Below are 14,949 nucleotides of genomic sequence, written 5' to 3'. Positions count from 1 at the left end.
GGGATACTCCAAGTGCGATTTTTTACAAGTAAAGCATGTGTTTTTCATATATTTTTTCTATGTCAAGATTGTATTTCTTCTGCTTATTAAACCGGGGGTATAAATAATTTTCATTTGTTGCGGGAGGCGGGGGATCCTAGGCTTACTACAAAATACTTCGGAGCAAATTTCAGGACATGCTACGAAATATTAAAAGTCTGGTTAATTGAAAAACTTATTGAATTCTTAATAAAATAACTTTACGAATTAAAATTATATCAATCAGAGTATTAATAAATTGGTGTATCAATTGGTGACACTTTAAAAATTCCTGAATACTACTATTAACTCCCAAATTAATGAATTAGATGTATATGATATTTTTGCTATCCACTGGCTTATTTACTATTTTCCACCAGGCGTTCCCCTTTGATGCATTTAACTCTTTTAAATACTGTGTCTCAGCTCACCCAATTAATTTCTCAACCCTGTCCATTTTTAAGATGATTGTTTATTCTCCCTTTCCTATCTATTTTTATCCTGAGTTCGGAAAAACAGTGATAAAGAATATTAAAGGGCAGCCCCTTTTGGGGCGTAATGAGATACGAAGGGTATGCCTGCGCTTTCGGAGCGGGCACCATAATCAATGCAATTGCTACCTTGAAAGGGGCCGCATTCGGGATAGGCCTGAAGACCTCTGCCGAGGTCTGCCTCAGCAAGAGTAAAGAAAAGGTGTGCGGCTCGATTGAGGACATGCCGGAAGGAGACACCCGGTTAATTGAACGCTGTGTTGAACTGGTACTCGATCATTTCGGGCTTTCCCTCGGGGGCACTGTCCGGACAGGCAGTGAGATTCCCCTTGCAGGCGGGCTTAAAAGCAGCAGCGCCGCTGCAAACGCCTCCGTGCTTGCAACCCTCCGGGCAATTGATGAGACCCTGCCCCCCTTTGAGGCCGTAAAGCTCGGGGTCCGGGCCGCAAAAGAGGTGGGAGTCACGGTAACCGGGGCTTTAGATGACGCCTGCGCTTCGTTTTTCGGAGGAATCGTGCTCACGGATAACCGGGAAATGCAGCTCGTTAGAAGAGAGGAGTATGAATCAAAGGTCCTGATCTTTGTCCCGGATAAAAAAGTTTTCAGTTCCCAGACCAATATAGGGCGCTCCCGCCTGATTGCCCCCTATGTGGACCTGGCGTATGAACTCGCCCTGGCCGGGGAATACGAAAAGGCCATGACTTTAAACGGTTTTCTTTACTGCGGGGCGCTTGGTTTTGATACCGAGTACCTGCTGCAGGCCCTGGAATGCGGGGTAGGCGGAGTAAGCCTTTCGGGAACCGGCCCCTCCTATGCTGCCCTGGTAAACGCCGAACAGGCCGGAGTCTTGAGAGATGCCTGGGAAGCCTGCGGGCACGAAGGCCATATAATAGAGACCAGTATTAATAACAAAGACGCAATAACTTTAAGCAAAGAGGTATCCAATTGAGCGAACTTGAAGCTGTTAGAAGGGAAATTGAAAAAATAGACCGGGAAATCCTTTCCCTCATTGACAGGCGCATCGAGCTTGCAGGAAAGGTCCTTGAATCCAAAAAAATAAGCGGAGCCCCTATCCTGGACCCGGGGCAAAACCATGTAGTAATTGACCGCGCCGTAAAAGCCGCAACCGAGCTTAACCTGGACCCTGGATCTATAAAAGCGATCTTCGAAACCCTTATAATAATGAGTATCGAACGGCAGGAAGAACTAAGCGGCAGGAGCAAGTTCCCTTAAGCTTTGGAGTGTAAACAATGGTAGACATTTCTTTGATAATGGGTTCCGAGTCTGACCGGGCAATTGCGAACAGGGCGACCGCAGTCCTGGATAAAAGTAAATATTCCTACGAGGTCAGGGTAATCTCGGCCCACCGCAACCCCACCGAACTTGACGATTACATTTCCACCTGTGACGCAAAGGTCTTTATCACAATCGCAGGCCTTTCGGCAGCCCTGCCCGGAGTGGTTGCATCCAGGACAAAAAAACCGGTAATAGGAGTCCCCGTCAGCGCAAAACTCGGAGGCCTTGACGCTCTCCTTTCCATTGCCCAGATGCCTCCGGGCGTTCCCGTGGCAAGCGTGGGAATCGATAACGGGGCAAATGGAGCCCATCTTGCGCTCCGCATCCTTGATCTGTTTGAGGAGCCTGAAAGAAACCTGAAAGAAGCCTGAAGAAAAACAGGTTTTTACCCTTCTTTTTTTTATTTTCAGGCTCTACTTTTTCCCCTTGAAACCTTAGTTCCCAACTTTTAAGCGCATATCCATGTTTCCACAAATTTCTGATGTTCATTGATTGCGGTTTTGGAATTTGGACTCAAATATATAATGTGGGCTCTTCGCTGTTTCGAGTTGGTAAGTTATATTCACTTCCTAAATGTGAGAGGGACATATCTAAAATTTAAAAACATTTATTGTGCAAAACCACACTCAAGACCGATGTTTATCTCTCTAACATGTCAACTTTGTAACTAATAAATTATTTGCAACCCCTACAAAATAGCGAAGAGCCTTCTTATATTGAATGCCCTTTTAATCACCAATAATGTATATTAATTGCAATATGAATATAATTTTACAGGATCAATAATAAGATAATGTGGGGAAGTGGGTGCATTCATCCCCTGAGCTAAGGACTCAGGGGTTTTCTGCTGCGTTCTTATAAAAACGATGTGAACAAGGTTCGGCAAGATCCTAAACCAGTTCCCATGATAAGGAATTCTTAAGTAATCCGTTACAAAATCCTCTGAAATTCCTGGAGTTTAAAGGGGGTTACATTTTATAATTATTAATCGTATACTTTTATAATTTTGAACGCACCCCTATTTTTAGAAACATTTTAATATTTATGACACAAACAGTGTCATCTAGAAATTTTTTACAGGAGGGGGGGAGAATTTGATGAAATTAAGGTATTCTGAAAATGTACTAATTATTGGAACTATATTATTTTTAACAGTATTACTGCCTGGAACTGCAAATGCAACAGTTAACTCTTCAACAGGCAACCTGGTCTGGGATGAGGATCTGGGGCTTAATACGACCTATACCTGGAACGCTCTGAGCTTTTCGGGGTTTTACTACGACCTTGACACAGGGGATTTCTCGGAAAAATTGACCATCAAAAATATAGGTAGAAACATAGACGAAGGGGATCTCGAATATGTCTCAACACCTGTTGAATCTGATTTTGAATACAGTAACTGGGGATCTTACCAGCTAATCGGTTTTATGGGAGAGAGTTACTTTGCAGGCTACGAGGCAGATTCCACAGAGCTCCTGGATACCGATATCAGCCTTATCGAAGAATGCATACTTGCCGAAGTCCTCATGGACAGCGACAATAAAGAATCCGTATACACAGGCTCATCTCTGGTTCTTGAGAAAGGTTATTCTCTGAACATCGTGGAAGTTGACGTAAACGGAGATACTGTCTGGGTCCAGCTTGAAAAGGATGGAGACGTTGTGGAGGACCAGTTCCTTTCCTCAGGGGACGATTTTGTCTATGAGACTGACCTGGGAAACTCTGAAGATGTACCCATCATCATCATCCATTTCGGGACCGTCTTTGCAGGACAGGAGACCAGTGCAGTATTTGTTGAAGGGATTTTCCAGATTTCAAACTATTATATAGAAATCGAAAATGGAGATACCTTCGGGAAAATGGAAGTGAAATCAATCAGCTCGACCGGAATGAAGCTGAAAAATGAGGACGACATATTCCTTGATAAAGGAAGCACCATTGACATAATGGGCAGCCTCCGGCTTAAAGTGGCCGATTCCGAGACCCTCAGGTTCGCTCCCGCCTGGGACATATCCGAATCGGAAAACGGGGAGTTTCGGGGAACGGTGTATGATGAGGATAATAACATCATACCCTTTAGCTGGACACCCCTGAACTTTGAAGGTTTTTATTATAATTTCGAGTATCTATTCAGGGTAAGGGTGGCACATTTTCAATCGCCGCATGAAGTGAACTTATAGTAGGTATATTATTCTTTATTAGTGTAGATATGTATCCCCTAATTCTAAAGAAAACATCTGCTCCATGGGGTTTCCTAAAATCTCCCGATATTTTTTGCTGAACTGTTATCATTCTGAGATCTCTTTCTGCTTGGTTGTTACTGAAAGGAACTCTTAGATCCGTAGCAAACCTCAAGATTTCTTTTTCATACTTTGAAAGTCTATCAAGGAGATTTTTTGCATCGCTCTGCGCTTTTCTTCCTCTTTTAACCCCATTGTCTTTCGAGATTTCAGGTGGAGGATTGTCCTCAAATCCTTTCATTAGTATTGACTGATACTTTTCTTTAAAGGTCTTGAGCGTATCTTCATCTATTTGTATGCCCTGTTTTCTGGCAAAGTCTGCGCATTTTTTAATTTCATATAGGAGATCAGACATCTCCTCAGCCCACACTTGCTTGAATATGTTATAAATGTCTTTAAGTTCTCTTTGAATGTGGACATTACATGCCGCATGTTCACATTTGTATTTAAAATAGGGTTTCCAGAAATCGTGGACTATAATTCCTCTATATTTAGGCAACACTCCCATTTTATTCATTGCTTTTGATCCTCGACTCCTATTATGGAAATAGTATGTATATTTTTTTGTAGAGATTAAATGGCAGTATTCCCCTTGACCACCAACGTCGATTCCAGTTTCATCACCATGGATGACATTTTCTTTTATCAGTTGCTTCTTGATGTGGTTTGTAGCACCTTTCAACTTGTGAAATAACTTATTTTCTGCCCTAATTATTGTACCAACGCTTATATCAAATCCAAAGGCATCTTTAAATAATTTCTTGATTCGGTCATAGGGAATCAATTGGTAGTTTCGGAGGTAAATTGCAATTGTTAAAACCATATTGCCATATTGGACAGGTTTTGTAATTGATTTCGGAAAAGCAGCTTTGTTTTTGCGGTTACAATAAGGACATTTTTTGATCTCAGCACGATGTTCGGTCACTTTACGCCTTACAATTATTTCAAATTCTTGTCTCTTCTCGTAATTTATAACTTCAATCTTCTCAATGTTACAACCACAATGTTCACATTTATGTAGCTTATAAATGATTGTTTTATCAGGATTTTTAATCATCCTTAATGTAGAACCAGGATGCCCTTTTTGGCCGCCAGGACGTCTAAAACTTCCTTTTTGTGAACCTTTTGATTGAGGTATTTTATCAGTAGAATTGTTAGTAGAGGGAAGTCGATTTCTTTTTTGGTTTTGGTTATTCTTTTTTAGGCGAGATTCTAACTCATTAAGTCTTTCTCGAAGTTCGGTGTTTTCGGATTCAAGATTTTCATATCGAGATTCAAGCTCTTCGTGTCGAGATCCAAGATCTTCATACCGAGATTCAAGCTCTTCGTGTCGAGATCCAAGATCTTCATACCGAGATCCAAGATCTTCATACCGAGACTCAAGATCCTCAATATATGAAACAATGGATTCAGGGTCTGAACGGCATTGAGTAAGAATCTCTTCACATTTCATAAACCTCATTCCAAAATCCGATGATTTTTATATTAATCTATATGAAAAAAGTAATTGTTGAGTTTATACGAAATATAAGTTAGAAACAGAGGTAGCTGAATAGATACAATTTCGACAAAGGGGTCGGAACCGAAGAGCTTAAAATAGAAAACATTGAAGATAGGGAAATTCTTGAAGATAAACTGGTCTACACCTCTACGGTTCACACAGTGGGCTTTGAGTATGAAGAATGGGGAAACTTCCCGGTCATGGGGTTGTTTGGAGATGAATTTGTCCCGCTCCTGAGCGAAGGAGAGGATGTTCATCAGGCCAGACCTGACAAGTTTGCAAAGCTGGTCATGGATAGTGAAGATAATTACGACCTCAGTCCCGGAGAGGTACTTTCTCTTGGTTCCGGCTATGCCCTTGAAGCCAAGCAGGTCGATGTCGATGGTAGAAAGGTCTGGCTCGAGTTCACCAGGAACGGAGAATTTGTCGACGACGAAATAGTTGGGTTTTCCTACGGTCAGAGCAGCGACTGGATCCTTGATCTCGACGACATTGAGAATGAATACCACGTTGTTGTCCTGAGGGTCCATGTAAATGAGGTCTTCCAGGGCGCTGTTAACAGCATCGCTCAGATCGATGGGCTCTGGTTAATCGATTACGATAACGCTTTCACCATTGATATTGATGATGAATTCGGTGAGTTCGAAGTAACGGAGATAGAAGGAGGTGTAACAGGTGAAAATCCGAAGTTTGCTCATCTGGAACTCAGGAACAAAGACTCCATTCATCTGGACAAAGATTCCGTGCAAAATATTTTATCTGGAATAAAACTCAGGATTGCGGATTCCGATACTCTCAGGTTTTACCCCTTTGTGGAAGCAGGCCCCGATGGAACTGAAGTTGTTTACAGAGGTTGCATTGAGGAAGGAGGAGGGTACCGGTTAAACAACTACGTGATTGAAATCACGGACGTTTTTGTGGAAGCTAATACCGCCTCTTACTACGTACTTAAAGGGAACGAGAAAATAAAAACAGGATTACTGGATGCAGGTGAAAGTATGGAATTTGACTTCGAAGGAGACGGAAAAGTCCGGATGCACCTGATATACGTACATGAGGGAAGCGTGCTTCCGGGTGTCATGGTAGAGATTACAGTCTCCGGCTACGACGTTAATGACCTCTATGCGAACGGAGTTATTAAGACGGGAAGCCCCTCCGGAACATATACAATGCATCTCCAGAAAGGTTGGAACCTTATCTCCACACCTATTATACCGACTAATCCCGATGTAAACTCAGTTTTCGGATATAATGAGGATGTTATCCTGCCCATATATGCGTGGAGCCCTGAAAACAGGCAGTATTACAGTGCAGATATAATCGGGATTGGAAATGGGTACTGGGTACTGGCACTGGATGATACCGAAGTTACTTTCAAAGGAACTTCGTACAGCATGTAATGGGTGTGGTATAATTTCCCGAATAAAAGTTGTGCTTTTATTGTTAATGCTCCTCTGCGCTGGTACAGTCAGTGCTGAAAGTGGAGGAAGTGCAGGAGGTGCAGGAAGTGGAGGAAGTGGAGGAGGTGCAGGAGGTGGAGAACTTATAGATAAGTTTCTGTGGTCTTCTTCGGTTTATGTAACATCACTTCCAACTTCAGATAGCACCAGTACTCCACCCCCTCCGCCTTCTAATTATATCCGTACTTTCGGGGTCTCTGAAAATGCCACGGATGGATTTGACCGGGGTATTGATGTGACGGCGCCCCCTCTGCCCCTGGTAGAGGCTCTTGATGTATATTATCCCTGCTGTCACGAAGTTGTGACTCGCCTTAAGACCGACATCAGGCCGGATTCCAGCAGCATAAACTGGAACCTGAAGCTTAGCGTTCCCGCAGACTCTACGGTTTATGTAAGCTGGAACACAATGGATGTCCCCTCCGACAGGACTCTGAAAATGACCTGTGGAAATAAGGACATCGATATGAAGAGTCAGGGCTTCACCACATTTGAAAGCGGAACATATTCCCTGTCCGTCACCGCAAATAAAGTAAGCGAAAATTCCAGACCAACCGGTAGTAGTGGAGGCGGAAATGGAGGAGGAGGTGGAGGGGGGTCCCCTGAACCCCAGAGTAATGTTGATACTAAAGAACTGTCCCAGCAGTTCGTTGCAAACGGGAAGCATGTGAAGTTTGAATTCACCAGGGGGGCTACCGATATAGATTATGTGGAGTTCGATGCCAGGAAATGTTTTGGAAAGGTCACGACCCTTGTTGAGGTTTTAAAAGATCGGTCAACACTTACCCCGGACGAACCTGACGGAAAAGTCTACAAATACCTTAATATCTGGGTAGGAAGCGGGGGGCTGGCAACTCCGGAAAACATAAACAGCCCTGTTATTGGCTTTAAGGTGGAAAAAGCCTGGCTGGAGAAAAATAATATTTTAGAGTCATCTGTCAGGCTGTGGAGATGTCATGATGATATATGGACTCCGCTTTCCGTGAAGATAGTCAGTGAAGATGATGTTTACGTCCGCTTTGAGGCTGAAACACCTGGTTTTTCACCCTTTGCTATATCAGGCATACAGGAGGATTCGGAAACACAGAACGTTTCTGATGGGATAAATTCAGAAAATTCTAAAATTTCTTCTGCTGACGGAAATACATCAAATAGTGCCGAGAAGCGCGAAGATGAGAAAATGCCCGGCCCAGGTATGGTTACTGCTTTAGGATTGCTTGTATGTGCTTATTCAATCCGTAAAAAATATTAAAAAAGAGCTCGGGTCTGTCTATAATCATTAAATCAGACAGACACCGATAATTATTTTACCAATTTATTCTGTTTTTACTTTATCTCTTCTTACCTTACTCTTCTTACTTTTTCCCTTCTTACCTTACTCTTCTTACTTTTTCCCTTCTTACCTTACTCTTCTTACTTTTTCTCTTCTTACCTTACTCTTCTTTTGTCGCTTCAATATAAATCGCAGGCCTCAGAGGTTCCGCAAACCTGGACTTTTTCTCGGGGTCGTATTCAGGGCTGTCGGCGCTGAAGATTTCCACCGGGCAACCGATTTCTTTTTCCAGGAAGGTTGCGGCTTCTTTCAGGAGGGCCTGTTCATCAAGACCAGAACTTGCCACGGCTCCATAGCGTTCGGCCCCTCCGCCCTTGAATTCAGGGATGATTTTCTGGACAAATTTTGGGATCTCCTTTCCGAAGCGCTTCATTTCGGGGTTTGCCATGAGGCTCTTGATAAGGGTGCCCACTTCCAGCGAATCCTCGGCATGTAGTTCACAGGCACGTTTTACGGCCTCATTCTTCCAGGTAGGGGAGGTGTAAAGGTAGACCTTCTGCGGGGTCATCTTCGTAACCCTGATGATTTCCTCCACATCATTGAGGGTACCCTTGACCAGTTCTTCGGCAAGTTCGGCTCCTGCATCCAGAAGATCCTCATTGTAAAGGGGGTAGGGGGCAAAGGATATGGAGTCCTCATGGCCCATGGCTTCCCAGACTTCCTCGCAGAGGTGAGGGGTGAAGGGGGACATAAGCCTGACCCAGTTGTCCAGCACGGTGTAGAGGAGGACCTTTCCACCTCTTCTCTGGTACCACCTGACATCGTTATAGAGCAGGAAGAAAGAGTTCTGTATGGCGTTTCGGGTCTGTATGGAGTTGAGAGCTGTGTTTGTCTCTCTTATATGGTACTGCAGGCGGGAAAGCATCCAGCGGTCGATCTGTTTGAGTTCGACATCGAGGGTCGCACGTTCTCCGTTCTCGATTATGTCCCTTGCGAAATAGTAGAAGCGGTCCACCTGCTTCCGGGCCGAGTCAACCCCGGACATCTGCCAGTCCGCATCCTGGGTCTGCTCGGCGGAGGAGAGGATGTACATTCTGGTGATGTCGGCTCCGTAGCCCTCGACCGCGCTTACCAGGGTAAGGAGAGGGCCTTTGGACTTGCTCATCTTCTTTCCTTCAAGCGAGACAAAACCGTTTACTGCAAGGCAGCGAGGCCACTGTTCTTCCTCGAAGAGGGCCACATGGTGGAAGAGGAAGAAGAGCAGGTGGTTCGGGACCAGGTCCTTTCCGGAAGAGCGGAGGTCCACAGGATACCAGTAGGCATGGTCCCGCCTGATCTGCTCCAGGGTTTCAAGGGGAATACCGGTCTCGGCAGCGACTGCCGTGGAGTCTCCTTTTCCGAGGAAGGCATAATCAAAGAAAGAATGGGAAAGCTGCTCAAGCTTGAGGTCTCCCTTTTCAATGAAACTGGCGATAATATAGTAACTCATGTAGATGGTGGAGTCCCCCAGGGACTCGATGAGCCATTCCTTATCGAAAGGCAACAGGGTCCCGAGTCCTTTTCTGCGGGCGCAGGCCTTATCCTTGAGCCAGTCGATCTTGTTCTCGAACTCGACCCTGTACTCCGGGGGAATGATCCGCATCTGGCTCAGGCATTTGTAAACTTTGTCCTTCCATTCGGGGTTCGAATAGTTCAGGAACCACTGGCCTTTTACCATGTTCACGACACAGGGAGTCCCGCAGCGGCAGACCACAGGCTCACTGAGCTCATAGAAGATTTCGCCGATGTTTTCCTCGATGAAGTCCCGAGTAAGGACGTCCTTGATTTTCGAGACGGCGTAACCTTCGTATTTTCCGGTGAGGGCTTTGAGTTTTCCTCCGTGGAATTCCCGCCTGTAAACGATCTTTGTGACTTCCTGGGCTTTCGGGTCGGTCTGAGACTTAATCCCATTGGCTTCCACGATTTCTTTAGCCGGGAACTCCCCAAATTCCGGGACCTCGATCAGGGAGATCAGCTTGATTTCCCGCAGGTCCATGGAAATCCCGAACTCGCTCAGGTCCGCGTCATAAAGGTCACGCAGGGCCAGGTAGTCGAACGGGGCGTGGGCCGGCACACTCATGACGACACCACTCCCGTTTCCGGGTTTGACGAAGGACGCCGGAAGGGAGATAATCTCGTTTCCGGTAACCGGGTTTTTGAGCATGATCCCTATAATGTCCTTTGCGGGTACGTCCTCGATGTATTCAACTTCCCGGTCCGTGAAGGTGAGTTTCCGGTAAGCCTCTTTGCTGACGACCCAGTACTCGACCCGGTCTTCCTTTTCAACCCTGACTTTCACATAGTCCACGGCAGGGTTGATCCAGAGATTGGTCACTCCGAAAGTGGTCTCGGGTCTGAGGGTGGCGCAGGGCAGGATCAGGTCCCCGCAGGTGAACTTTACAAGGGTGTAATCTACAATGGTTGCCTCTTCCCCGTGCAGGATGTCGTGGTCCTCAACAGGGTTTTGATCGTTCGGGCACCATTTTACGGGGTGGGAGCCTTTCACGATCAGGTCTTTTTCATAAAGGCGGGTATACTGCCAATCGATGAACTTTTTGTAAGTAGGGTCCGTGGTTGTGAACTTGCGCCTCCAGTCAATGGAGTAGCCTATCAGGCGCATGGCCTTTTCGGCTTCCACTTTGAAGTAGTCCACGATTTTTTCAGGGGTTTCGAGGGTCGGGAGGATGTCTCCGGGAATCCCATGGAGCCGCTCGTAGACGTCCATGGTCTCAGGGTCCCGGTTCCCGATTTGTTCTGCCAGGCCTACGATAGGAGTACCTGTTACGTGGAAGCCCATGGGGTAGAGCACGTTGTACCCGAGCATCCGCTTGTACCGGGCCACAACATCTCCTATGGTAAAGGTTCGGGTGTGCCCTGCGTGCAGGTTCCCGTTAAGGTAGGGGTAGGGGATGGTTATGAAATACTTCTCCCGCTCGTCAGGTTCGGCTTCGAATATCCCGCTCTCACGCCACTTTTTCTGCCATTTCGCTTCGATTTCCTGGGGTTTATAGTCCTGCTCCATTAACTCACGCCCGCTTTTGCCTGGGGTTTCAAAAAAAATTAATAGATTAATATAAATTAATTAGCTGTATCTTCTAAAATTAGAGAATAAACCACGGATAAACACAGATAAACACGGATGACTTCAATCCGTATTAATCCGTATTAATCCGTGTAAATCCGTGTTAATTAGTGTCCATCTGTGGTTCTTTAATGGGATATTTGTTTACCAATGGATCGGTTTTAAAATCCGGGTCTATGACTGTGATTTGGAATCGCAGTATTACTTCCCGAAGATAGCTTCCCGGATGGCTTCGATATTGGCGTCCACCACGGTTGGAGACACGCAGATATCAATTACCTCTTCCGGGTCCTTCAGGAGATGTCCGGTGGTGATACAGACCACGGTTTCGTCCCTGCTGATAATTCCGGCATCGACAAGTTTCTTCAGGCCAGCGACTGAGGTCGCACTTGCGGGCTCGACTCCTATCCCTTCAAGCCGGGCAAGGTCCTTCTGGGCCTCGATGATTTCCTCGTCGGTCACGGACTCTGCGGTCCCGCCGGATTCCCGAATTGCAATGAGGGCTTTTCTTGCGTTAACAGGGTTTCCGATCCTGATGGCAGTTGCGATGGTTTCGGGGTTCATTTCGGGGGTGATGTTTTCGGCCCCGCTCTTGATAGCTTTTACAATTGGAGAGGCGCCTTCGGCCTGGATCCCGGTCATTTTCGGGATTGCATCCGTTACCCCGAACATTTTGAATTCCTTGAAGCCTTTGTAGATGGCTGTAATGTTGCCTGCGTTTCCTACGGGCAGGACCACTCTGTCAGGCACCTTGAAGCCGAGCTGGTCTGCGATTTCAAACCCGATGGTTTTCTGGCCTTCAAGTCTGAAGGGGTTGATTGAGTTGAGGAGGTAGATCTTTTCCTGAGAGCAGAGCGTCCTCACGAGAGAAAGGGCATCATCAAAGTTTCCACGGACGCTGAGGACCTTTGCTCCGTGCATGAGGGCCTGGGCGATTTTTCCGAGGGCGACTTTTCCCGCAGGGAGCAAAACGACCACAGGAATTCCGGCTTTTGCTCCGTAGATTGCAAGGGCTGCCGAGGTGTTTCCAGTAGAGGCACAGGCCACGGTCTTCATCCCGAGTTCAAGAGCCTTTGAGACCCCAACGGTCATGCCCCTGTCCTTAAAAGAGCCTGTTGGGTTCATGCCTTCATGCTTAACGTAGAGTTCTTTGATGCCGATTTTTTCTGCGAGCCTGTCGCATTTATAAAGAGGAGTCCCGCCTTCCATGATGGTCACAGGTTCCCTCTCAATCGGCAGGAGTTTTGCGTACTTCCAGACGGAAGGACACTCTGTTTTTAATTTTTCCATGTCGAGTTCGATGGAGGAATAGTCGTAAATGACATCTAGCAGCCCGTCACACTTGCTGCAGGTGTATATCAATTCGTCTTTCGGATATTCCGCACCGCATTCAATACACTTAAGATGATACATTAAATTGCTCCTGTGTTTATGATTAAATAAATGGAATTTTGAAGTTTTTACAAATCGCGTTTTTCGTTAATGAATTTTGGGGTTAGTATAATTATTGAGTATAATAAGATATTGTATCTAAAATACGCTACTGACTCTTAAATTATACGATATATTTTAAAGGTATGGGCCGGATTTCGAATATCCCGTATTTCGTTTCGGGATCACAGGAAATCAAAGATTTCCTGGGAGTTGCGATGCAATCGCAACAGCACGGTGTCCGTTTCCCGAGTTTCGCTTCGGGATCACAGGAAATCGAAGATTTCCTGGGAGTTGCACTGCAAGTGCAACAGCACGAGGTCCTTTTCGCTCGCTGCGCGAGCTCAAGTGGACTAATTCGGTTTTCTTTCTTTTGTTGATCCAGAAGTGGACTAATTCGGTTTTCTTTCTTTTTGTTGATCCAGATAAGAAATATTAGAAATCCAAATTTTCAGGGGACCTGAGCCTTTTTATTGAATCGATTTTCGATACCGGCGCTCTCAACGGCCGACGCAGGAGGCCGGGCGGTTCGAAATGAAAATGAAGATGGAGCACACGCTAAAAACCGTGGGGCTGTGAACAAATGAAAACACATCACTGAATCGCACCCGTTTTTTAGCCTGGGAATAATCATTTCAAAAAACTGGTCTGTGTTTTTGAAATCGTTTTTTCCGCTTCAGTCACGAAAAACCCGGCCTGTGGCCGGTGAGTATGCCGGGCTTTTATATAACCAGATTCAAACTCCGCCCTGGATTTTTGAAAAGGAATTCCATGGAATGGACCCAGGGTATTTTTATTTCAGTCGAATACCCCGCAGCTTGCTGCGGGGATGGACACTTCCCCGAGAACCGTTGATAATAATATGATTTCTTAAATCCATTTTTTGTTTGTTAACTTCTGCTCAAACTAAACCGTATTATGTTTAATATCTCCTTTTACGGAATTTGAAGCGGTGGCGCGAACATACCCCGTTGCTTGCAGCGGGGTGCGCCAGCGCAACTTTGATTGAATCGATCTTTGAAACCGGCGCTCTCAACGGCCGACGCAGGAGGCCGGGCGGGACAAAATGAAACTGAAGAAAAAAAACACGTTAAAAACCGCGGGGCTGAAAGAACAAAAACGCATCATTACACTGCATTCCCGCCTGTTTGTTCTGATGCCACGTTCTTCAAAAGCCTGTCCGTATCTCTGATTTCAAATTCTTTTCCATTTCAGTCACGAAAAGCCCGGCCTGCGGCCGTTGAGTAAGCCGGGCCTTTATATAATCAGATTCAATAAGATGGCCGGTTTTCTGATCTTGGAGCAAATCCCCGCTTATCGCCGGCCTCAAGACCTCAGCGTCGGATAACCATGGTCTGAAGAGCGTCTGCGGCGCTTACGGCTCTGTCCGCGAGGTCTCCGATAAGTTCCACAAGTTCAGTCAGGTGCCTGACTCCTGAGCCCCGGAGGGTTTCCTGTTCCCTGAAAATGAGTTTCATGAGCCGGGACTCGATAACGTCCACTTCGTGTTCCAGCCTGTCCACTTCGGGCACGAGGGCAAAGGTGGCTTTGAGCTGGGGTTTGCTAAAAGAGGTGCTGATCAGTTTGTAGAGCTTTTCTATGAGGGTATGGTAGATTTTAACGGTTTCTTCCACCTTTGCGACCAGTTCCAGAAAGCCTTTCTTTATTTCAGAGGAAAGGGGTGGGACTCCCTCCTCTCTCTCCGCAGAAGTCCCGTACTCCCGAAGTTTCATCCAGTAAGCGGCATTCCGGGCCCCGTTGACTATGCGGTCCTGCTCCGTGAGAAAGTCCAGCAGGAGTTTAGGGTCAACAGGGGTTTTCACGGAGGAAGAAAGCCCAGCCCGGATCTGTTGCTTGATATAGTCGGCTTCCTGCTCGATCCCGTTTATCTCGATGCTCAACCGTTCCACGGTTTCCAGGTTCCCTGCAAAGTAGGCTTTAAGAGCCTCTGTCAGTTTTCCTGTCGCAAGCACGGCTTTTCTGGAATGCTCCTCTAAAGGAAGAAAGGGAGGTTTTCCAAAGACCTCGATTACCGAACGCACATATTTTGCAGCCATTTATTCCTCCGCTACAGCCCATATAAATTGTACAAACTTTGCAGCCATCATTTCCTTGCCACAG

General features: G+C 46.0%; 10 protein-coding genes. 6 read left to right on the top strand and 4 right to left on the bottom strand.

Translation table 11 applies throughout. The features are described 5' to 3' along the window. The first annotated feature begins 576 nt into the window (after positions 1–576). The 4 genes from ACZ5QV_RS01905 (at position 577) to ACZ5QV_RS01890 (ending at position 3,985) form a co-directional block, all read left to right on the top strand. Positions 577–1,458, top strand: coding sequence for a shikimate kinase (locus ACZ5QV_RS01905; protein ID WP_464600976.1), 882 nt, complete (start codon positions 577–579; stop codon positions 1,456–1,458). Beyond that, positions 1,455–1,742, top strand: a complete 288-nt coding sequence (locus tag ACZ5QV_RS01900; protein WP_464600975.1) for a chorismate mutase — start codon at positions 1,455–1,457, stop codon at positions 1,740–1,742. The genes ACZ5QV_RS01905 and ACZ5QV_RS01900 overlap by 4 nt, the downstream gene beginning before the upstream one ends. A gap of 17 nt (positions 1,743–1,759) precedes the next feature. Then, the gene (locus ACZ5QV_RS01895; RefSeq protein ID WP_464600974.1) at positions 1,760–2,176 is read left to right on the top strand and encodes a 5-(carboxyamino)imidazole ribonucleotide mutase; all 417 of its coding nucleotides are present in this window, start codon (positions 1,760–1,762) and stop codon (positions 2,174–2,176) included. Between the two features lie 726 nt (positions 2,177–2,902). After that, positions 2,903–3,985 carry an S-layer protein domain-containing protein gene (locus ACZ5QV_RS01890; protein ID WP_464600973.1) on the top strand — a complete coding sequence of 361 codons (1,083 nt, stop codon included), beginning with the start codon at positions 2,903–2,905 and terminating at the stop codon, positions 3,983–3,985. Here the strand turns inward: ACZ5QV_RS01890 and tnpC are convergent. Beyond that, on the bottom strand, positions 3,936–5,498 hold the full coding sequence (gene tnpC / locus ACZ5QV_RS01885) for an IS66 family transposase (RefSeq protein ID WP_464599444.1): 1,563 nt from the start codon (positions 5,496–5,498) through the stop codon (positions 3,936–3,938). The two genes, ACZ5QV_RS01890 and tnpC, sit on opposite strands and share 50 nt — an antisense overlap. Before the next feature lie 95 nt (positions 5,499–5,593). Here tnpC and ACZ5QV_RS01880 point away from each other — a divergent pair, with 95 nt between their 5' ends. Both ACZ5QV_RS01880 and ACZ5QV_RS01875 read left to right on the top strand, forming a co-directional pair. Further along, positions 5,594–6,946, top strand: coding sequence for an S-layer protein domain-containing protein (locus ACZ5QV_RS01880; RefSeq protein ID WP_464602145.1), 1,353 nt, complete (start codon positions 5,594–5,596; stop codon positions 6,944–6,946). Continuing rightward, a complete protein-coding gene (locus tag ACZ5QV_RS01875) occupies positions 6,879–8,255 on the top strand; it encodes a PGF-pre-PGF domain-containing protein (RefSeq protein ID WP_464600972.1) in 1,377 nt (458 codons plus the stop codon). The genes ACZ5QV_RS01880 and ACZ5QV_RS01875 overlap by 68 nt, the downstream gene beginning before the upstream one ends. Before the next feature lie 181 nt (positions 8,256–8,436). Here the strand turns inward: ACZ5QV_RS01875 and leuS are convergent, their stop codons facing one another. The 3 genes from leuS to ACZ5QV_RS01860 all read right to left on the bottom strand — a co-directional run bounded on the left by leuS (position 8,437) and on the right by ACZ5QV_RS01860 (position 14,885). After that, positions 8,437–11,337 (bottom strand): leucine--tRNA ligase, encoded by a 2,901-nt coding sequence (gene leuS / locus ACZ5QV_RS01870; protein ID WP_464600971.1) that lies wholly within the window; start codon positions 11,335–11,337, stop codon positions 8,437–8,439. A gap of 261 nt (positions 11,338–11,598) precedes the next feature. Then, positions 11,599–12,810: a threonine synthase gene (gene thrC / locus ACZ5QV_RS01865; RefSeq protein WP_464600970.1), complete on the bottom strand. Its 1,212-nt coding sequence runs from the start codon at positions 12,808–12,810 to the stop codon at positions 11,599–11,601. 1,352 nt (positions 12,811–14,162) lie between these two features. Next, positions 14,163–14,885 (bottom strand): DUF47 family protein, encoded by a 723-nt coding sequence (locus tag ACZ5QV_RS01860; protein ID WP_464600969.1) that lies wholly within the window; start codon positions 14,883–14,885, stop codon positions 14,163–14,165. Between the last annotated feature and the right edge of the window lie 64 nt (positions 14,886–14,949).

The sequence above is a fragment of the Methanosarcina baltica genome, from assembly GCF_055394095.1.
Note: the sequence above shows the minus strand (reverse complement) of the source record. Positions and strands in the feature narration are given on the sequence as shown.

Excerpts from the sequence above, each read along its gene's own strand:
- ACZ5QV_RS01905 (WP_464600976.1), top strand. The coding sequence starts at position 577 with ATGAGATACGAAGGGTATGCCTGCGCTTTCGGAGCGGGCACCATAATC.
- ACZ5QV_RS01895 (WP_464600974.1), top strand. The coding sequence starts at position 1,760 with ATGGTAGACATTTCTTTGATAATGGGTTCCGAGTCTGACCGGGCAATT.
- ACZ5QV_RS01890 (WP_464600973.1), top strand. The coding sequence starts at position 2,903 with ATGAAATTAAGGTATTCTGAAAATGTACTAATTATTGGAACTATATTA.
- tnpC (WP_464599444.1), bottom strand. The coding sequence starts at position 5,498 with ATGAAATGTGAAGAGATTCTTACTCAATGCCGTTCAGACCCTGAATCC.
- ACZ5QV_RS01875 (WP_464600972.1), top strand. The coding sequence starts at position 6,879 with ATGGGTACTGGGTACTGGCACTGGATGATACCGAAGTTACTTTCAAAG.
- leuS (WP_464600971.1), bottom strand. The coding sequence starts at position 11,337 with ATGGAGCAGGACTATAAACCCCAGGAAATCGAAGCGAAATGGCAGAAA.
- thrC (WP_464600970.1), bottom strand. The coding sequence starts at position 12,810 with ATGTATCATCTTAAGTGTATTGAATGCGGTGCGGAATATCCGAAAGAC.
- ACZ5QV_RS01860 (WP_464600969.1), bottom strand. The coding sequence starts at position 14,885 with ATGGCTGCAAAATATGTGCGTTCGGTAATCGAGGTCTTTGGAAAACCT.